Here is a 19,036-nt window from a genome sequence, read left to right on the forward strand (position 1 = left end):
GAGCCTGCAATGAACGCCCTCCGCCGCCTGCCCTATTACCTTCCCGGCGCCCTGCTCTGCCTGGCCATCGCCTTCGGCTCCCGCCAGCTCATGGAAATCCCCGCCCTGCAGCATCTGGGGCTCGGCAGCCTGACCCTGGCAATCCTGATCGGCCTGCTGGCCGGCAACCTGGGTCTGGCCCGCTTCGGCAGCATCCGTCCCGGCATCGACCTCTCGCGCCAGCAACTGCTGCGTCTGGGCGTGGTGCTGTATGGCCTGCGCCTGACCTTCCAGGACATCGCCGCCCTCGGCCCGGCCGCCCTGATCATCGACGTACTGATGGTTGCCAGCACCCTGACCGTCGCCTGGTGGATCGGCGAACGCTGGCTCAAGCTGCCGCGCGAAAGCGCCCTGCTGATCGGCGCCGGCAGCGCCATCTGCGGCGCGGCAGCGGTGATGGCGAGCAGCCCGGTACTCAAGGCCCGCGCAGAACACACCGCCGTCGCAGTGGCTACCGTGGTGCTGTTCGGCACCCTGGCGATGCTGCTTCACCCGATGATCTATGCCGCACTGCCCCATCTGTTCGGCAGCGAGCAGGCCTTTGGTGTGTTCACCGGGTCGACCATCCACGAGGTCGCCCAGGTAGTCGCCGCCGGACGCGCCATGGACCCGGCGGCCGCCGATGCCGCGTTGATCAGCAAGATGCTGCGTGTCCTTCTGCTGGCCCCGGCCCTGCTGATTCTCGGCCGCGTTGGCTGTGCCGAAGCCGCCGAGCCGGGTACGCGCCGCAAGCTGCACATCCCCGGGTTCGCCGTGTTCTTCCTGCTGGTGACCGGTCTGCGCTCGCTGGGCTGGGTCCCGGAAAGCTGGCTGGCCCCGCTGCAGCAACTGGACGACGTGATGCTGGGCATGGCGATGGCTGCCCTCGGCCTGGCAACGCGCCTGGGTGACCTGCGCAAGGAGGGCCCCAAACCGCTGCTGCTGGGCGCCGGCCTCTTCGTCTTCCTGCTGGTGGGCGGCGGCTTGATCAACGGCGGCGTGCAGTTCCTCTTCCACTGAGCTGCGCTCCACTGATACACGTCGCCAAACAAAAAGGGCGGACACCGCAGGTGTCCGCCCTTTTTCGTAACCGGGTCAGCGATCAGCTGGACAGCTTGCGGTCCAGGGAGAACGGGCCGGCGCCGCTGATCAGCAGCGCAACACTGATCATGATCAGGGTGAAGGCGTACTCGAAGCCGTTGGCAGTGATGAAGAAGCCGTTGGCCAGGTGCACGCTGAACACCGCAACCAGCATGGCGACGATCAGCGGGATGCTCGCCAGGCGCACCAGCAGGCCGAGTACCAGGGCCAGGCCTCCGAAGAATTCAGCGCTACCGGCCAGGGTGGCCATCAGGTAGCCCGGGGTCACGCCGAGGGATTCCAGCCAGCCCGCCATACCCTGCAGGCCCGGGCCACCGAAGGCGCCGAAGAGCTTCTGCGAGCCGTGAGCCATGAAGGTCAGGCCGGTGGTGATGCGCAGGACAGCAATACCAGCGCCAGCGTTGGTGGTCAGGATGGATTTGATCAGCGAGTTCATGATGCGTCCTTGTGGGCAGCTCGTATGAGAGCGGGTTTGCGTAGGAAGTGGGTGACAACCGTGGTTGCTTGGCGACCAATATATCCAATTTTTCCGATATCAAAAGCGCAAAATCGCGCTGATTACTATCGAAAAAACTGATTACTTCTTGATTGCCGCCACGCTCTCACGTGGCTCGAGGCCATCACGTTCCCGCTGATATGCAAGATAGTACTTGTTGACGCTGCTGACATAGTTCACCACGCCCATGCCCATCTGCTCGGCCGCCACGCGCTCCACCTGGAAGAACCACTGGTTGGGGTTCAGGCCCTGGCGCTTGGCCTCCGCGCGCAGGCTTTGCACCCGCTCGGGACCGGCATTGTAGGCAGCAAGAACGAAGGCCATGCGGTCCCGTTCGTTGATGCGCGGACTGGCGAAGAAACGCTTGCGCAGCATGGCCATGTATCGGCTGGCCGCCTGCACATTGTTCTCCTTCTGGTGCACGGTATCCACGCCCACGGCGCGAGCCGCCGCCGGGGTGATCTGCATCAGGCCGCTGGCGCCACCGGCGCCGCGCGCGCCGGCATTGAGATTGGATTCCTTGAAGGCGACCGCGGCCAAGGCGAGCCAGTCCACCTTGCTCTGCTCGGCGAAGCGCTGCAGCGTGGGGCGCACGGCTTCCAGGCGCTTGCGGTCGGGGACCACCAGCGGATTGCGAACCTGATAGGCGCGGCGGTAGAGACGCTGGAAGGCGACGTCCTGATCGGCCGGAGCGCGGTAGTCCTTGAGGAAGCGGTTGACGCTGGCGCGCAGCATCGGTGCATCACGTCGCACGTACCAGGCCATCGGCTCGCTGTTGTCCAGCACCAGATGACGATCGACGCGCAGCTTGGTGAAGACCTTGCTCCAGCGCTCGGCGATGGGCTGCTCGACCACGGTGTAGTTGAAGATGCCAGCCTGGACCATCTCCAGCACGTCTTCCACGGCCAGAGAGGAATCGGTCCACTCCAGCACCAGCGGCGCCAGTCGCTTCTGCGCCAGGCGCTCGTTGACCTTGCGCACAGCCTCGCCAGCGGCGCTGCCGGCCGGCAGGGTGATGGTGCGGCCGGCGAGCTGCTCCAGGCGCACGAACTTGCGGTTGCCCTGTTTGGTGACCAGCACCAGCGGCACGTCGGCTTTCCACGGCAGGCTGGGGCTGACGTTCTGGCCATCGCGGGCCAACAGGACTTCCCCCGGCGCGACCAGATCGCCTTCGCCGCGCTGCAGCGCACCGAGCAACTGATCCTTGGCTTTGGGAATGAACTTGATGGTGAGCGGCTTGCGCCCCGGAGCGCTGTCGTTGAGGTACTGCTCGAAGGCCCGCAGTCGGCGATATTCGATACCGATGGGTTCGCCCTTGATTTCGCCGGAGCTGTTGCGGCTCTGGTTGACCAGAACGCGGAGGGTGCCACCGGAGCGGATGGAGGCGAGATCGCGGGCGTCGCTGCTTTCCTGTTCCCAGCTTTCCGGCTGGGCTGTCAGGCGCGCAGCCGCCGGCAGTGGCGTCAGGGCCACAAGGCACAGCAGTAGCAGCAACAGTCGCGTCATCCAGCTCTCCAGGGGGGTTGCACACGGCACCGGCCCAGTCAGAGCACGGTTTTGGCCGCGAGTTCCCGGCCGCCGAGGGCGCGCGAGACTCTCACAGCACGGGCCGAATGCCAACCCAAAATTCCGGAAGCACTTTCAGAAGTGGCTTCAACTATCTGTTTTAAAAGGGTTTTTATGGAAAAACAGAGGTTCTGCTATGCTGCTCGCCCGAACCAAGGGAAGAACCATGCAACTGATCGACATCGGCGTCAACCTCACCCACCCGAGCTTTGCCTCGGAACGTGAAGCTGTACTCGCTCGCGCAATCGAGGCCGGCGTCGTGCAGATGGTGCTCACCGGAACCAGCCTGGACGACAGCGAACAGGCCCTGGGACTGTGCCGGCAACTGGATGAAGAACAGCGTCTTTACTGCACCGCTGGCGTTCACCCGCACGAAGCCAGCCACTGGAACAGCGGGAGCGCCAAGGTGCTGCGCAGTCTTCTGGCGGAGGACCGGGTAAAGGCCGTGGGCGAATGCGGACTGGACTTCAACCGCGACTTTTCGCCACGTCCGCAACAGGAGAAGGCTTTCGAAGAACAGCTAGGCCTGGCGGTTGAACTGCAATTGCCGGTGTTCATCCACGAGCGCGACGCGGGCGAGCGCCTGCTGGCGATTCTCAAGGGGTTCCGCGACCAGTTGCCTGCCGCCGTGGTGCATTGCTTCACCGGAGAGCGTCGCACTCTCTATTCCTACCTCGACCTCGACCTGCACATCGGCATCACCGGCTGGATCTGCGACGAGCGCCGCGGCACCCACCTGCAGGAACTGGTGCAGGAGATTCCCCAAGGCCGGCTGATGCTGGAAAGCGACGCCCCTTACCTCCTGCCGCGCACGCTGCGACCGAAGCCCAAGAGCGGCCGCAACCACCCGGCCTACCTGCCCGAAGTGCTCGCCTGCGTGGCACAACACCGAGGCGAGAGACCAGAGCAGGTAGCGGCTCACACCACCGCGTGCGCGCGACGGTTCTTTGACCTGCCGGAAATTTGAACCGGCTCTCAAGATTGCCCTTCATCGGCCGATAAGTCGGGAGCAGCAGGTGGCTTGATTCCCATCAATGGCCACCGTCACCCTTTTCATGACAATGATGGCGCCTCGCCATTATTCGACCGACAAGAAGAGATTTATGGCCGCCTGGATCCGCGATATTTCCCTCAAGTACAAATTCTGGGCCGTCAACGCGGTCGCCTTCGTCACCACCTTGCTGCTGGTGCTGTTTGCCATGCACCAGGAGCTCGACGGGCGCAACCAGCAGGCACGCCAGGGTGCCGAAGCCCAGGCGCAGCTGCTCAAGGGCTGGCCGGCGGGCGCGGCACTGCCGACCGCTTCGAACCTCGTCAGCTTCGCCAGCGGCAGCGCGCCGCAGATTGCCGGCATCGATGCGTCCACCCTCGCCCGCGCCAACGGCTGGGTCGACCTGCAGGGTGCCCAGACCCGCAATGGCGCCCTGGCAGGCGCTTACGTGCAGGACATCGGCAATGGCCAACGTGTCGCGGTGCTCGCCCACGGCGCCGATTTCTGGAGTGTCTTCGAGGACCGCGCCCTGCCCTTCGCCGGCGCCGTGCTGGTGCTGATGCTGGCCCTGCTGGCCGCCTCGCAGCTGTTGATCCGTTTCATCCTCACTCACCTGCTGACCCTGCGTGACGTGATGCTGCACGTGGAGAAGAGTGGCGACCTGTCCGCCCGCGTACCGCTGGAAAGCCGCGACGAAGTCGGCCAGATGGCCACGGCCTTCAACGCCATGCAGGCCGGTTACCAGCGGGTGGTGGGCACCGTTGCCCAGGCCGCCGGCCGCCTCGACGAAGGCGCACGCAGCCTCGCCACCAGCATGGGCCAGGTGCGCCAGGGCATGCTCGGCCAGCAGAGCGAGACCGACCAGGCCGCCACCGCCATCAACGAGATGTCCACCACTGTTCACCACATCGCCCAGCACGCGGCCGACACCCGTGACCAGTCGCAGGAAGCCGATCGCCTCGCCGGGAATGGTCAGCAGGTCGTCGGCCGCGTCGGCCAGTCCATCGCCGGGCTGTCCCAGGGCGTGCAGCAGACCGCCGAGATGATCCAGCAGCTGGCCCAGGACAGCCACAAGATCAGCAGCGTGGTCAGCGTGATCCACGGTATCGCCGAGCAAACCAACCTGCTTGCCCTCAACGCCGCCATCGAAGCCGCGCGCGCCGGCGAGATGGGCCGCGGCTTCGCCGTGGTCGCCGATGAAGTCCGCAACCTCGCCAAGCGGGTCCAGGACTCCACCGACGAAATCACCCAGATGATCAACGCGCTGCAGTCCGGCACCCGCGACGCCGTGGAGTTCATGCAGGAAAGCTCGATCAAGGCCGACGGCTGCGTCGAGGAAGCCCGGGAAGCAGGCGAAGCCCTGGCGGCAATTGCCTCGGCGGTGGCGTTGATGCGCGAGAGCAACACCCAGATTGCCGTGGCCGCCGAGCAGCAGAGCCAGGTGGCCGAGGAAATGACCCGCTCGGTCGTGGGCATCCGCGATGTCACCGAGCACACCGTGCAGCAGACCGTCGACTCGGCCGGCACCAGCCACCAGTTGGCGGACCTCGCCGGCGAACTGAGCCGCGCCATCCGCCAGCTGCGCCTGTAATCCCTATCGCCCGCATAGCCTGTGCCCATTGGCACAGGCTTCGGGGCTCCACCTAGACTGCTGATATCGCGCTCGCCTGCGCTCAGGCGGGCTTCTCAGTCTCGGGAGCTTCCCTCATGGGCAAACGTCACCCCACTCTCCTCGCCTGGCAGTGGCAGGGCTACGCCGCCAACCACCGCAACCCGACCAACCTGGCGCTGCACATCATCGCCGTGCCGCTGTTCATCCTAGGCGCCCTGACGCTGCTCGACGGACTCCTCGACCTGAGCCTGTCGGCGATCCTGCTGGGCGTCATCGGCATGGTCGCCTCGTTGGCCATCCAGGGCCGTGGACACAAACTCGAGGAGCAGGCACCCGAGCCCTTCAGCGACCGCAAGGATGCCGTGACGCGGTTGCTCGCTGAGCAGTTCGTCACCTTCCCGCGCTTCCTCCTGAGCGGCGCCTGGTGGCGCGCATGGCGCAATCGCAGGCGCTGAAGTGCGGGCGCGGCAATTCGGCCATTCAAGTACCCGGCAGGTTCGCCGATATAATCGTCGAGATTTCGTCACGAGCTGTTGAGATGTCGGCTTTTCGTCATTTTATTGGCACTTTGACCTGCCTGTTTCTTGTCACGTCCGCGTACTCAGCCCCGGAAAAGGCGGCCGAGCGCACCGTGCTGACCATCGCAGTCAAGGGCCAGCCCCAGTTCCTGCGCCACTTCAGCCTTCGCGACCTGCAGGCGCTGCCGCAGACCGAGCGACGCGCCATGCTCCCGGAGGAGTCTCATGTTTATGCCTGGCAGGGCGTTCGCCTGAGCGCCCTGCTCGCCGGCTTCGAACGCGGCGACACCCAGCGCCTGCGGGTGGAGGCGCTGAACGACTACTCCGCCCTGATTCCACTGAGCGACCTCGACGCCTTTGATCCGATCCTCGCCTATGCTCGCGACGGCCAAACCATTGGTATCGCCGAACGCGGCCCATTGTTCGTCATCTACCCGATGCTCGATCACCCGGAACTGCGCACCCAGGTCTACTTCAACCGCACCGTCTGGCAGGTAAGCCGCATTATCCTGGAGTGATCGCCGTGCCACCGAGACCGCCCAGGCGCCGCTATCGCCGCCTGACCGTCATCATCCTCAGCGGCCTGATCGCGGCGCTGACCGCCGGCGCCGGCGCGGCGCTGCTGATGGTGCACCAGCACGTCCGACAGTTGGCCCACCCCGATGCCCACAGCGAGCTGTGGCAGGCCTATCAGTTGCGTGCCGAGCTGGAACGCTCGCTGAACAGCGCACGGCAGGTGCTCGCTGGCGAAAGCGACAGCGACGTCCTGGCGACCCGCATCGAAGTGCTCGCCAGCCTCCTGCCGCCGCTGCGCAACACGCCGGTCTACGGCTATCTGGTCGTGCCACGCCCGGAAGTGCAGGCAACCCTGGAGACGATCCAGCGCCTGAGCGATGCCTGGCTCACGCGCGCCCCCTGGGGCCAGCCGGCAGCGGCGAAGGCCCTCGCCGGCGAGATGCTGCGCGAGTTGCCACCGCTGCTCGAACCTGCCCACGAACTGGTGGTCGCCACCAACATCGCCCTGACCAACTACATGGACGCGGAGCGCCAGGACTTGCAGCGCGCCTTCAACCGGCTGGCCTGGGTGCTCTTCGGCCTCGGCCTGTGCAGCGTCCTGCTGGCCCTGCGGGTAATCGCCAACTCACGCCGCAAACTGCTGCTGACCCAGCGCCTGCATGACCTCAACCAGTCCCTGGAACAGCGCGTCGAACAGCGCACCCAGGAACTGAGCGAACGCAAGGCACTGCTGCGCTACATCCTCGACACCAGCCCCAGCGACGTGGCGCTGCTCAGCGACGAGGACTCCCGCGCCCACTACGTCAGCCCGCGCCTGCTGCAACGTACCGGCATCCACCCGGACGAACCCTTCACCCTGCACCGGCTGTTCGACGACCCCGACGAGGAGTCGCGCTTTCGCCAGTCCCTGGCCGACAACGGCCAACTGGACAGCTGGGAGACCCGCCTGGCCGGTAATCCGGCGTACTGGGCAATCGTCTGGGCACGCAAGATGGAGGTGGACGGCCGCCCCGCCTCGCTGGTGTGGAGCTTCGACATCAATCAGCGCAAGACCATGGAGCAGGAGCTACGCCTGCTCGCCACCACCGACCCGCTGACCGGCCTGCAGAACCGCCACGCTTTCGTCAAACGCGGCGTCGCCCTGCTCAAGAGCGCGCAGCGCTATGACCGCCAGTGCGCGGCGCTGATGCTGGACATCGACTTCTTCAAGCCGATCAACGATACCCACGGCCATGCGTTCGGCGACGCGGTGCTGCAGGCCGTGGCAAAGGAGCTGACGCAGGGCCTGCGCGAGGTGGACCTGCTTGGTCGCCTGGGTGGCGAGGAGTTCGCCGCGATCCTCCCGGAGACCGACCTGCAGCAGGCGCTGCAGGTCGCCGAGCGGGTACGCCACAGTGTGCAGGCGCTGTCCTTCACCAGCGAGGACGGTAATCGCGTCCGCCTGACCCTGAGCATCGGCGTGGCCGCCCGACGCGAGGGCGAACTGCGCCTTGAAGACCTGCTCGCCCGCGCGGACCGCGCGCTCTACCGGGCCAAGGCCGGCGGGCGCAACCGCACGGAAACCGCGCCCGGCCTCTAGCTGGAGTTTCGCTAGCCGAAGATGGTCACGGTCTGCCGACCGATCGCCAGGAGCTGGCCATCGGCCGACCAGGTCTGCGCCGCGATATGGCCATAGCCATCGCGGGCATGTTCGATGGTTGCCAGGTACTGGCACCAGCCGTCGGCCGGCATCGACGGCAGCGGCTGGACGAATTCCACGGTCCAGGTCAGCGAACTGGACGGCGCCGGGGATTTCAGGTGCGGCAGGTTGGCGGGTGGCCAGGCATCGATCAGCGCCAGCAGGTGGCTGATCTCCATCGGCTCATCGCCCACGTCATCCCCACGGAAGCGCATCCAGCCGCCCATCTCGCGCTCGCGGCTGGACGAGAACGGCATATGCCCCACCGCCCAGCGCATGGCGATGTTCTGGGTAAAAGCCGGCATCAGCTTGCGGATGTAAGGCAGTTCCTGGCAGTCCTCGATGGCCTTGAACGCCGGCGGCGGAAGGCCATCCATGCGAACACTGGACTCCCGCGCCACCCCGAAGCTGCCCTGGGCCAGCAGCACGACCTGTCCGTTCTGCACGGCACGGCAGAATACCTGGCTGACCGACTTCCCTTCGCGCAGCACCTCCGCCTCGAAGCTCACCGGCACTTCAACCTCGATCGGACCTACGAAGGTGATCGCCAGCGAACGCACCGGCCGCCCTGCCTCGGCCACGGCCGTCATGGCCTCGTAGGCGAGCGCCGCCACCAGGCCGCCGAAACTCGCCCGGCCCTGGGCCCAGCTGACGGGGATGACGATGGACAGCGGCGCGGTGCGCACTGCCTGGAGCATTTCGCTGAAGGACATGGTCGACTTCCTTGGGGCTACTGGCTGGAAAATGGAACTGGTTGCGATCTTAGGGGCACCGGCAGCCCCGGCAAACCATCCAAAGCCTTGTCCCTTGCAGCAAATGCCTTGTTATCAATGGGCTCTATGCAGCGCCTTTTCCAGGACCTGCAGGCTCTCGTCGGCGAGGCGTTCGGCCAGGTCGTGGCGGGCGTTCCAGTGCGGTTGCAGCGGCATCAGGTCGAGCTCGCGCTCGCTGCGGATCAGCCATTGTTCGTAGTCATGCCAGTCGCCCAGCGCCGATTGCGCATCCTTGAGCGGCACGAGGAGACGCTGGGGCACGGCGGACTCCTTCGGATAGGCCTCCAGCGAATAGCGCACGCGCTTGATCAGCAGGCGCAGACGATGGCGGTCGTGGGCCGGGTCCTTCAGGGCATCGCGCAGCTTCTGCCACTCCCTGGCCAGGCGCTTTTCCACCTTGCCGTGCAACCCCTTCAGCACGCCGTGCCGCTCGGAAGTACGCCACAACTGCGGCCAGCCATCCAGGCGCATCATCAGCCGCTCCCACTGCGGACTGGCGAGCAACGTGGCGTAGCCGGAAATCAGCGCCGGTCGACGCAGCGCGGCAGCGCGCTCGTAGCCTTCGGCTTCCAGCACCGGCAGCAGCACCTCCAGGTCGCGCAGCGGACCGCTGAGCCGGCCCATCTCGCCCAGCGACTGCTCCAGCTCATCGATGCCGGGCATGCCCCGCACCGGGTGCAGCAGGCTGCGCAGGCGGCGCACGGCAATGCGCAGATCGTGCAGCGCCTCAGGATCAGACTCGGCCTTCAGACGGGAGGATGCGGAGAACAACGCGACCTCCTGCTCGATCAGATGGCTTACCAGGTAATCGCAGAAGGAGGTCACGGCAGGCTCCACTCCAGGGGGTGAAATATCAGGGTAGCCCCCGCCGACGCAGCGGCAAGGGTCGCGATGTCACGTTCCGTTTCCGCGCGAGAACCGCAGCCGCCAGGGCAACTCACGGCGCAGGCGAACCAGACGCGCGTGCAGCTCTGCCGACGAGACTGCCGCGCCGCCATAGCGCTGCTGCTCGAAAGCATCCAGGTAACCGCGGATAGCCTGCGCATGGGCCGGCAGGACCTTGATCGCCCGCCGGCAGAAGTCGCGCGCGCCCTCGCCCGGCTCGCGGCGCACACCCAGCGGCGCCAGCAACCGCTCGAAGCGCTGAAAACTGCGCAACTGCGGGTCAAGGGGGCGCCGCCAGGGCTTGAACAGCAGCAGCGCCAGCAGGCCCAGCAGCACCGCGCCGCCGCCGACCAGCAAGGCGCCCAGCCACTGCCGGTCGAGATCGCCGAACCAGCGTCGCAACAGGTCGCCCTGCTGCTCGCCCTGGTACCCAAGCACCGAGGCCTGCCAGCCGTAGTTGAGGTTATCCCAGGCAGCGCGCAGATCGTTGATGATCGAAATGTTGCGATAGCGCAGCGGCGAGAACGGGTCCTGCTCGAGGAAGCTCCCCTCGCTGCTCATGGCCGCTTCCAGTCCCTGTTCGATACGCTCGGGCGACACCGCACCAGTGGGATCCACTCGCGTCCAGCCTGCGCCATCCTGCCAGTATTCGACCCAGGCATGGGCATCGAACTGGCGCACGCTCAGATAGCTCCCCGAAGCGCTGGTCTCGCCCCCCTGATAGCCGGTGACCACACGCGCCGGGATGCCGGCCGAGCGCAGGACGAAGGCCATCGCACCGGCATAGTGCTCGCAGAAACCGGCCCGCGTGCTGAAGAGAAAACCGTCGATGCGCTCCGGCCCCGTTTCCGGTGGCCGCAGGGTGTAGCGGAAGGGCTGCTCGCGGAAGTGCCGCAGCATCGCCTGGACCAGATCGCCGGGCTGCGGATACCGTTCGCGCAGCTCCTGCGCCCAGGCACGCGCCTGCGGGTTTCCTGCCCTGGGCAGCGCCAGATTCACCCGCTTCGCGCGGGCGCCATCGGTGGGCTCGAGCAGGGCCTGCGGCCAGGAGGTGGCACGGTACATCAGCGCCTGGCGTACCGGTGCGCGACGCTCCAGGTGGAAATCGCTCATCAACCGTGCGTCGCCCAGTGAACTCCGCGCGACGTCCAGGGCGAACAGCCAGGGCCGGCCGTTAGGCTCCATGATCACCTGGTACTCCACGGCTTCGCCGTGCTCACGCCATTGGGGTGGGACATCGCCACGCTGAAAGGCTGTCGCCCAGCGCACACCATCGAAACGCTCCAGTGTCAGGGCCCGCCAGTACAGCTGCGAATGCGGTGGAGGCTGGCCGTCGAAGCTCACGCGAAACGCCAGGGCTGGCGATTGGCTCAGCGAAACCATGTCCCCCGGTGCCATCGAGTCGCTCAGCCCGGTGACGGCCTGATCTCCGGGCATCGGCAGCGACCACAGCGGCCCCATTCGCGGGAACAGCAGGAACATCAGGAGCATCAGTGGCAACGCCTGCAGCAGCAGACCACCGGCCAGGCGCAGGGTGGGCATGGGACGTGCGGCGAAGCCGCTCTGCTGCAGGCCGATCGCGGCCGCCAGCAGGGCCAGCACCGGCAGCAGGCTGAACGCTGCGGCGATGATGTCGTCCTGGAACAGGTAGCTGGTGGTCACCGCGAAGAAGCCCAACAGAATCAGTACCCAGGCGTCTCGCCGCGTTCGCAGCTCCACCAGCTTGATGACGAAAGCGGCGATCAGCAGAACGACACCGGCATCCAGTCCGATCACCGAACCCCGCGACAACCACACGCCCAAGCCGGCGACTGCTACCAGCCCGAGCTTGGCGACGCCGCTGGGGAAACTCGCCCGCATGCGGTAGACCTGCACACGCCAGAGCGCACAACCCAGCCAGAGGACCACGATCCAGATCGGCAGGTGCTCCAGATGAGGAATGATCACCACGGCCTGGGCCACCAGCAGCCAGGTCAGCGCCACCCTGGGAATAGGCTGGGCGGCAAGGGTCGCGGCGCTGTTCATGAGCGCACCCCATGCAGCGCCAGCGCACGCAGGCAGGCCTCGCGGTGGGCGTCGCCTTCAGCGACCGGAATCTGCCCGTCAGGCAGCCGCAGGCCGAACGGTTCCTGGCGCTGCGACAGCTCCAGCACCCAATGACACAGCCGTGACAGACGCGCCTCGGCATCGCCGCCAAGCGCGTTGAATTCCAGCCATACATTGCGCCCACTCAGCGCAGCAAAATCCTTCACCAACAGGCCCTGGCCACGTGAGTAGGCCTTCCAGTGCAGGCGCCGCCGCGAGTCACCCGGCTGGTAGGGACGCAGCCCCTGGAAATCATCCACACCCCGGCCGCTGGGCCGCACACCTTCGTCATCAACCTCGGCCGAACCGCTTTCCAGAGGCAGATCGCCCGGCAGCGGGCGGGGATAGACCAACGCCGACTGCTGCAGGTCCAGCCAACTCCAGGCCACCAGCAGGCCCAGCGGAAATCGACTCTCCACCCGCAATCGCCCGGGTCGCAGCCATCCGCGACGCTCCGCGGTCAGCGCCAGCAGCACTTCCTGGGCGCCATCGGACAGGACATCGGCAAACTGCAATTGCTCGGCGTCCCAGCCAATACCAACCGCCTGACGCGCGCGCCCCTCGCCTTCCAGTCGCACGCGGAACACGGCCTGCTCGCCAACGAAGACCGGCTGCGCGCCCAACGCCGTCAGACGCAGGCCACCGAGATTACGGTAGGTGTGCAGGATGGCCACGATGAACAGCGACAGCAGCAGGAAGGTCAGGCCGTAGGCCAGGCTGTTCTGGTAGTTGATCGCGGTGAGCAGCATCAGCAGCAGGGCGACGCCAAACGCGAGGCCCTGGCGTGTCGGGATGATGAAAATGCGCCGCTGATTGAGTTGCTGGGTCGCGGCCGGCGGAATCCGCCGGGCGATCCAGCCCTGCCAGCGGGGCCTGACCCAGGCGGGCAGGAACGACATCAGAGCGCCGGGACCGAGCGCAGCAGTTGTTGCACCAACGCACCGCCGCCATGCCCGGCCGGGTCGGCCTGGTCACGCAGGCGGTGCCCCGCCACGGACGGCAGGACGGCCTGCACATCCTCGGGAATCACGTAGTCACGCCCAGCCAGCAGTGCCCAGGCCCGAGCCGCTGCCAGCAGCGCCAGGCTGCCGCGCGGCGACAGGCCGAGAGCGAAGGCCGGCTGGGTCCGCGTGGCTTCCACCAGGCGCAGCACGTAATCCACCAGGGCATCACTGGCGCGCACCGCCAGCACTTCGCCCTGCAGCGCCTGCAGCTCCTTCGGATCGAGCATCGGCTCCAGCCGCGGCAGCAGGTCGCGGCGCGCCTCGCCCAGCAGCAACGCTTTCTCGGCGGCCCGACCGGGGTAGCCCAGGGACAGGCGCATGAGGAAACGATCGAGCTGGGACTCGGGCAACGCGAAGGTGCCGCCCTGGGTCACCGGGTTCTGCGTGGCGATGACGAAGAAGGGCTCGGGCAGCGGGCGAGTCGCGCCCTCGATGGTCACCTGGCCCTCCTCCATGGCTTCGAGCAGCGCGCTCTGGCTCTTGGGCGTGGCGCGGTTGATCTCGTCGGCCAGCACCAGCTCGGAGAAGATCGGCCCCGGGTGGAAGACGAACTGCCCGGTGTCCTTGTCGAACACCGAGGTGCCCAGCACATCGCCGGGCAGCAGGTCGGAGGTGAACTGGATACGCTGGAAGCTCAGTCCCAGCACCCGCGCCAGGGCGTGGCTCAGGGTGGTCTTGCCCATGCCGGGCAGGTCTTCGATGAGCAGGTGACCACGGGCCAGCAGGCAGGTCATCGCCAGCCTCACCTGCACATCCTTGCCGAGCAGAACCTGATCGACTGCCTTCAGACAATTCTCCAGCTTGGCGTGCATCCTGACCCTCTCTTCCCCGGAAAACTCCGATCCTACTGGTCCAGGAGGGAGCATCAAAGGCTTCGACACATTTAGTCCGGAATCTGTGATGTAGCGCTGCGATCCAGAGCGCCTCAGCGCCCCAGCAGACGCTCCATCAACCAGCTTGAGGCCGGCCCCAGCCTGCGCTGCCGCGACCAGATCACGTCAACCGCCACCCGCCGCGGCCAGCCAGCGACCGTCAGCTCCTGCATGCGACCGCTGGCGAAGCGACCGACCATCCAACTGGGCAGTTCGATCCAGCCGAAGCCCAGTACCGCCATGTCCAGCAACAGCAGGTAGTTCGGGGCGCTCCAGCAGCGGCCGCCAAGCATTGGCGCGGCGTCGTCCAGGTAGGTATTCAGGCGCAACGCACGATAGGCCAGCAGGTCCTCGCGTTCCACCTGCGCACGGCCAGCCAGCGGATGATCGCGACTGACGAACAGGCCGAACTCGGCCTGTTCGCTCAGGGTCGCCGAGCTGATGTCCGGCGGGTAATCCTTCTGCGCCGCGAGCAACCCCAGGCTGGCACGCCCCTGGACGACCAGGTCGAGCACGTCACTGTCCTCGGCGATCAGCCATTCGAACTCGAGGTCCGGGTAGCGCGCGTCGATCTCCGCCAGCCGCGCCTCGAATTCGGCGGACTGGTAGGTGTCCGACATCGCCAGGGTCACCCGCGACTCCAATCCGCCGACGAGCTGATGGGCGAGCTGGCCGAGGCGGTCGTTGGCCATCAGCACTTCCTCCACGCGCCCGAGCAGCACATGGCCGGCCTCGGTCAGTTGTGGCTGGCGGCTCCTGCGGTCGAACAGGGTCAGGCCGAGGTCGATCTCCAGGCGGGCGATGGCCTCGCTGACGGTGGACTGGCTCTTGCCCAGCTTGCGCGCGGCAGCACTGAACGACCCCAGGCAGGCAGCCTCGGCGAACGCCTGCAGGGACTCGGGGGAATATTGCATCACGGCGCCCTCTTCCATCGGTTAAGCCGATGGTATCCAACTTATATCCAGCCGGTCGACCGATGATAATGGCGCCGGACCGACGGAGTCGGCCTTCTCGTGAATTGAGAGCTTGATGCCTGGAGATACCCCATGACTCCCACTAAAACCCTGAAAGAGCGGATGTTCCACGCCGGCCTTTTCGAACTGCTGGCGGTCGTCATCTGCGCACCGACCCTGGCCTGGCTGATGGACAAACCGCTGGGCCACATGGGCGCCATGACCCTGATGTTCTCGGCCATCGCCACTGTGTGGAACATGCTGTTCAACGCCGCCTTCGACCGCGCGCAGAACCGCATGGGCTTCAGCCGGACCTTGTCGGTGCGCGTGCTGCACGCCTCGCTGTTCGAACTGGGCCTGATCATCCTGCTGGTGCCGCTGGCCGCCTGGTGGCTGTCGGTGAGCCTGCTGCAGGCCTTCATCCTCGACATCGGCCTGGTGCTGTTCTTCCTGCCCTACGCGCTGGTGTTCAACTGGGTGTACGACGTGTTGCGTGAGCGTTGGACTGGTCGGGAACCAGTAGTGCAAGCGAACTGATTAAACGACCGACGCGCAATGGCGGAGCGAGCTTGCTCGCTCCTACGAAAAGCAGAAACCAAAAAGCCCGCAGCGATGCGGGCTTTTTTTAGGGGCGGCGTCTCAGTACGGAGAAGCGCCTCAGGCCAGGCTGGCGGCGATCTCGGCCAGGGCCTTCGCCGGGTCGGCGGCCTGGCTGATCGGGCGGCCGATTACCAGGTAGTCGGAGCCATTGTCCAGCGCCTGGCGCGGGGTAAGGATGCGGCGCTGGTCGTCCTGGGCGCTGCCGGCGGGGCGGATGCCGGGGGTGACCAGTTGCAGCGCCGGGTGCGCGGCCTTCAACGCCGGCGCCTCCTGGGCGGAACAGACCAGGCCGTCCATGCCAGCTTTTTGGGCGAGACTGGCAAGCCGCAGCACCTGCTCCTGGGGCTCGACATCCAGGCCGATACCGGCCAGGTCCTCGCGCTCCATGCTGGTCAGCACGGTCACGCCGATCAGCAGCGGCGACGGGCCGTTGAAGGCGTCCAGGGTCTCACGGCAGGCGCTCATCATGCGCAGGCCGCCGGAGCAGTGCACGTTGACCATCCACACACCCATTTCGGCGGCGGCGCGCACGGCCATCGCCGTGGTGTTGGGGATGTCGTGGAATTTGAGGTCGAGGAAGACTTCGAAACCGCGGCTGTTCAGGGTCTCGACGATACCGGCGGCGCAGCTGGTGAACAGCTCCTTGCCCACCTTCACCCGGCACAGCTTCGGATCGAGCTGGTCAGCCAGCGCCAGCGCGGCTTCACGGGTGGGGAAATCCAGGGCGACGATGATCGGGGTCTGGCAGGCGGACATGGGCTCTCTCGCGGGGTTCGAAAAAATCGGCGCGCATTGTCGCAGAAACGCGCCGACTTCCGTAGCCCGCCCGGCAGGAATGCTGCGTCGCCGGCGGCGATCAGGCACTCAGCCGCTCGCGCAGGCGGCCGAGCATGCCCAGCAGGCTGCCGACCTTCTCCCGCTCGCGCTCCTCGCGCGGCACCTCGGCGATGCGTGCGACCTTCTGTTCGGGCTGCGCGCGCCACAGCAGTGCCTGCTCTGCGGCGGCCTTCAGGCCCTTCTCGAACAGCCCGCGGCGCATCGGCTTGGGCAGGTAGCGGAAGATCTGCGCCTGGTTGATCAGTGCCAGCAGGTCCTGGGTGTCACGGAACGGCGTGACGACGATGCTCAGCAGGCGCGGGTGGGCCTGGGCCAGGGACTTGAGCAGCGGTGCGGTGTCCTCGCCGGCGAGCTTCAGGTCGCTGATCAGGATGTCGATCGGCTCGCTGTTCAGCCGCACGATGGCCTCGGCCAGGTTGCGCGCACGGTGCAGCTGGTGGGTGCCGGCGCTGCAGAACTCGCCGACGCAGGCCAGGGTTTCGGTGTCCTCGTCCAGCAGCAGTACGTTGAGCGGCGCGACGACGCGGCTGATCGCCTTGGTATCGATGGGTTCGGCCGGGGCCTGGCGGTGGGCGATCTCGGCCGCCTGGCGCAGGGTGAAGGCCATTTCCTGCGGGTCCCAGGGCTTGGTCAGGTAGCGGAAGATGCCGCCGCTGTTGAGCGCATCCACCGCGGCGTCCAGGTCGGAATACCCGGTGAGGAGGATGCGCAGCGTATCCGGGGCGATCTCCTGGGCCTCGGCCAGCAGCTCGGCGCCGGTCATCTGCGGCATGCGCTGGTCGCTGACGAGGATATCGATGCGCTCCTCGCGCAGGCGCTGCAGGGCCCTGTGCGGATCGGTCTCCACCAGCACGTCGTAGTGACGGCGGAACTGCATCGCGAGGCTGCGCAGGATGCGTTCCTCGTCGTCGACGAAGAGGATGCGGACAGGCTGGCTCATGTTCAGGCGCTCCGTTTCAGTTCGCTGGCCTGCTGGATCGGCAGGCTGATGAGGAATCGCGTACCGCGCCCGGGTTCGGACGCTACGCGGATGCGGCCGCCGTGGTCCTGGACGATCTTGTAGCTGATCGACAGGCCAAGGCCCGTGCCCTGCCCCACGGGCTTGGTAGTGAAGAAGGGATCGAAGATGCGCGCGCGCACTGCCTCGTCCATGCCCTTGCCGTTGTCCTGGACCGAGAGGTGCACGTGGGTTTCGTCCGCCCAGGATTTCACCTGGATCAGGCCGAACGTCTCCATGGCCTGGCCAGCGTTGGTCAGCAGGTTGAGCAACACCTGGTTGATCTGGCTGGCGGCGCAGGCGACCTTGGGCAGCACGCCGAGCTGGGTGGCGACCTCGGCCTTTTCCTTGATGCTGTTGCGAGCGATCAGCAGTGCACTGCGGACGCAGTCGTTGAGATCGACTTCCTCGCTGCGGGCGCGGTCCAGTCGGGCGAAGTCCTTCAGGCCGCCGACCAGTTCGCCGATCTGCGCCAGGCCGAAGTCGGTGTCGCCGAACAGCTGGTCGAGATCGCCCACCAGTTGCTCCAGCGCAGCCTCGTCGCGGGCCTGTTCGAAGGCAGCACGGGCGCGAGTGAGTTGCCCGGGTTCGCAGGCCGGATCGTCCAGGCACTCGTTGAGCAGGCTCTGCGCTTCGGTCAGGCCAAGCAGCGGGACCAGCAGCTCGCGCAGCAGCGCGACGTTGTTCTTCACGTAGCCCAGCGGGGTATTCAGTTCATGGGCGACGCCGGCCACCATCTGGCCGAGGGAGGCCATCTTCTCCGACTGCACCAGTTGCGCCTGGGATTCGCGCAGGTCCTGCAGGGTCTTGTTGAGCACGCGGTTGCGCTGGGCGACCCGCTGTTCCATGGCCTTTAGCAGGTCGAGCACCGTGCCGAGGCCGAGGTAGCGTCCCTGTTCGTCCACCAGGACGAAATCCTCGGTGATCGGGTAGCTCAGTTGCGCGGTGACCTGCTGCGACGCCTCTTCGAGGCTGAGGTCGGCGCGCACCTTCAGCGGCTGCGCGTTCATCACGTCGCTGGCCGGGCGGCGCCCCCAGAGGTCCCGGCCGAAACGCTGCATGAAGATGTCCTGCAGGCCGTTGCGGCTGACCAGTCCCAGCGGCATCCCGGTGGCGTCCACCACCGGCAGCGAGAGGAAGGAACGGTGCTCGGCGTCGAGGAAGCGTTCAGCCACGTCACTGATGCTCAGTTCCGGTGCCAAGGGCGCTACCTGGCGCAACAGCTCGTGCAGGGCGCGGGTGGTCATCGGCGAATCTCCGGTCGCTGGGATGGGCGCCAGTAGACCAGCGGCAGATTGCCATCCTGTGACAGCCGTCGCGCGGCCAGGAAGCTTCACGGAGCGGTCATCGCGCTGCAACAAGCGCCGATGCGATGCACCCGAACGGGACGTGCGAAACGCCGCCGCACCGCCTCGAAGCAGGCAATCAGGTGGCGAATGTTCACGAAACGACGCGAACTGGCACTTTGCGACCGAGTTCCGGCGAATGGCACGACCACTGCACGAACGCCGGGGTCGTGTCTTTCATCCTCTGT

General features: G+C 66.5%; 18 protein-coding genes. 7 read left to right on the top strand and 11 right to left on the bottom strand.

Annotated features, from left to right (window positions below):
* Positions 1–9: 9 nt before the first annotated feature.
* Entirely contained in the window at positions 10–1,038 is a 1,029-nt protein-coding gene (locus AC1ZV1_RS19945; protein WP_484293268.1) for a YeiH family protein, read from the top strand.
* Positions 1,039–1,120: 82 nt separating this feature from the next.
* Here the strand turns inward: AC1ZV1_RS19945 and AC1ZV1_RS19950 are convergent, their stop codons facing one another.
* Together AC1ZV1_RS19950 and AC1ZV1_RS19955 are read right to left on the bottom strand one after the other, a co-directional pair.
* Positions 1,121–1,555 (bottom strand): DoxX family protein, encoded by a 435-nt coding sequence (locus tag AC1ZV1_RS19950; RefSeq protein WP_045211483.1) that lies wholly within the window; start codon positions 1,553–1,555, stop codon positions 1,121–1,123.
* Between the two features lie 141 nt (positions 1,556–1,696).
* Entirely contained in the window at positions 1,697–3,121 is a 1,425-nt protein-coding gene (locus tag AC1ZV1_RS19955) for an MltF family protein (RefSeq protein WP_484293269.1), read from the bottom strand.
* Between the two features lie 226 nt (positions 3,122–3,347).
* On the opposite strand from AC1ZV1_RS19955, the gene AC1ZV1_RS19960 reads away from it, so the two are divergent.
* The 5 genes from AC1ZV1_RS19960 to AC1ZV1_RS19980 all read left to right on the top strand — a co-directional run bounded on the left by AC1ZV1_RS19960 (position 3,348) and on the right by AC1ZV1_RS19980 (position 8,397).
* Positions 3,348–4,148, top strand: a complete 801-nt coding sequence (locus AC1ZV1_RS19960; RefSeq protein ID WP_484293270.1) for a TatD family hydrolase — start codon at positions 3,348–3,350, stop codon at positions 4,146–4,148.
* Positions 4,149–4,284: 136 nt separating this feature from the next.
* A complete protein-coding gene (locus AC1ZV1_RS19965) occupies positions 4,285–5,763 on the top strand; it encodes a methyl-accepting chemotaxis protein (protein WP_484293271.1) in 1,479 nt (492 codons plus the stop codon).
* A 116-nt stretch (positions 5,764–5,879) separates the two neighbouring features.
* A complete protein-coding gene (locus AC1ZV1_RS19970; RefSeq protein WP_484293272.1) occupies positions 5,880–6,239 on the top strand; it encodes an Mpo1-like protein in 360 nt (119 codons plus the stop codon).
* Positions 6,218–6,820: a putative pterin-binding protein gene (locus AC1ZV1_RS19975; RefSeq protein ID WP_484293273.1), complete on the top strand. Its 603-nt coding sequence runs from the start codon at positions 6,218–6,220 to the stop codon at positions 6,818–6,820. The genes AC1ZV1_RS19970 and AC1ZV1_RS19975 overlap by 22 nt, the downstream gene beginning before the upstream one ends.
* A gap of 5 nt (positions 6,821–6,825) precedes the next feature.
* Positions 6,826–8,397, top strand: a complete 1,572-nt coding sequence (locus AC1ZV1_RS19980; RefSeq protein ID WP_484293274.1) for a GGDEF domain-containing protein — start codon at positions 6,826–6,828, stop codon at positions 8,395–8,397.
* Positions 8,398–8,408: 11 nt separating this feature from the next.
* Here AC1ZV1_RS19980 and AC1ZV1_RS19985 read toward each other — a convergent pair whose 3' ends face one another.
* The 6 genes from AC1ZV1_RS19985 to AC1ZV1_RS20010 form a co-directional block, all read right to left on the bottom strand.
* Positions 8,409–9,209, bottom strand: a complete 801-nt coding sequence (locus tag AC1ZV1_RS19985) for an acyl-CoA thioesterase (RefSeq protein ID WP_484293275.1) — start codon at positions 9,207–9,209, stop codon at positions 8,409–8,411.
* 114 nt (positions 9,210–9,323) lie between these two features.
* Positions 9,324–10,094, bottom strand: a complete 771-nt coding sequence (locus AC1ZV1_RS19990; RefSeq protein ID WP_484293276.1) for a CHAD domain-containing protein — start codon at positions 10,092–10,094, stop codon at positions 9,324–9,326.
* A gap of 69 nt (positions 10,095–10,163) precedes the next feature.
* Positions 10,164–12,179 (bottom strand): transglutaminase TgpA family protein, encoded by a 2,016-nt coding sequence (locus AC1ZV1_RS19995; protein ID WP_484293277.1) that lies wholly within the window; start codon positions 12,177–12,179, stop codon positions 10,164–10,166.
* Complete coding sequence (locus AC1ZV1_RS20000) at positions 12,176–13,138, bottom strand: DUF58 domain-containing protein (RefSeq protein ID WP_484293278.1); 963 nt, start codon at positions 13,136–13,138, stop codon at positions 12,176–12,178. The genes AC1ZV1_RS19995 and AC1ZV1_RS20000 overlap by 4 nt, the downstream gene beginning before the upstream one ends.
* Entirely contained in the window at positions 13,138–14,055 is a 918-nt protein-coding gene (locus AC1ZV1_RS20005) for an AAA family ATPase (RefSeq protein WP_484293279.1), read from the bottom strand. The genes AC1ZV1_RS20000 and AC1ZV1_RS20005 overlap by 1 nt, the downstream gene beginning before the upstream one ends.
* Positions 14,056–14,168: 113 nt before the next feature.
* Positions 14,169–15,029 carry a LysR family transcriptional regulator gene (locus AC1ZV1_RS20010; protein ID WP_484293280.1) on the bottom strand — a complete coding sequence of 287 codons (861 nt, stop codon included), beginning with the start codon at positions 15,027–15,029 and terminating at the stop codon, positions 14,169–14,171.
* 132 nt (positions 15,030–15,161) lie between these two features.
* On the opposite strand from AC1ZV1_RS20010, the gene AC1ZV1_RS20015 reads away from it, so the two are divergent.
* Positions 15,162–15,605 carry a multidrug/biocide efflux PACE transporter gene (locus AC1ZV1_RS20015; protein ID WP_484293281.1) on the top strand — a complete coding sequence of 148 codons (444 nt, stop codon included), beginning with the start codon at positions 15,162–15,164 and terminating at the stop codon, positions 15,603–15,605.
* A gap of 120 nt (positions 15,606–15,725) precedes the next feature.
* Here AC1ZV1_RS20015 and pyrF read toward each other — a convergent pair whose 3' ends face one another.
* From pyrF to AC1ZV1_RS20030, 3 genes are all read right to left on the bottom strand, one after another.
* Entirely contained in the window at positions 15,726–16,424 is a 699-nt protein-coding gene (pyrF, locus tag AC1ZV1_RS20020) for an orotidine-5'-phosphate decarboxylase (protein WP_017517590.1), read from the bottom strand.
* Between the two features lie 100 nt (positions 16,425–16,524).
* Complete coding sequence (locus AC1ZV1_RS20025) at positions 16,525–17,445, bottom strand: response regulator (protein ID WP_484293282.1); 921 nt, start codon at positions 17,443–17,445, stop codon at positions 16,525–16,527.
* A gap of 2 nt (positions 17,446–17,447) precedes the next feature.
* Positions 17,448–18,749 (bottom strand): sensor histidine kinase, encoded by a 1,302-nt coding sequence (locus tag AC1ZV1_RS20030; protein ID WP_484293283.1) that lies wholly within the window; start codon positions 18,747–18,749, stop codon positions 17,448–17,450.
* Positions 18,750–19,036: the final 287 nt, after the last annotated feature.

The organism is Pseudomonas sp. BB438 (assembly GCF_057180225.1).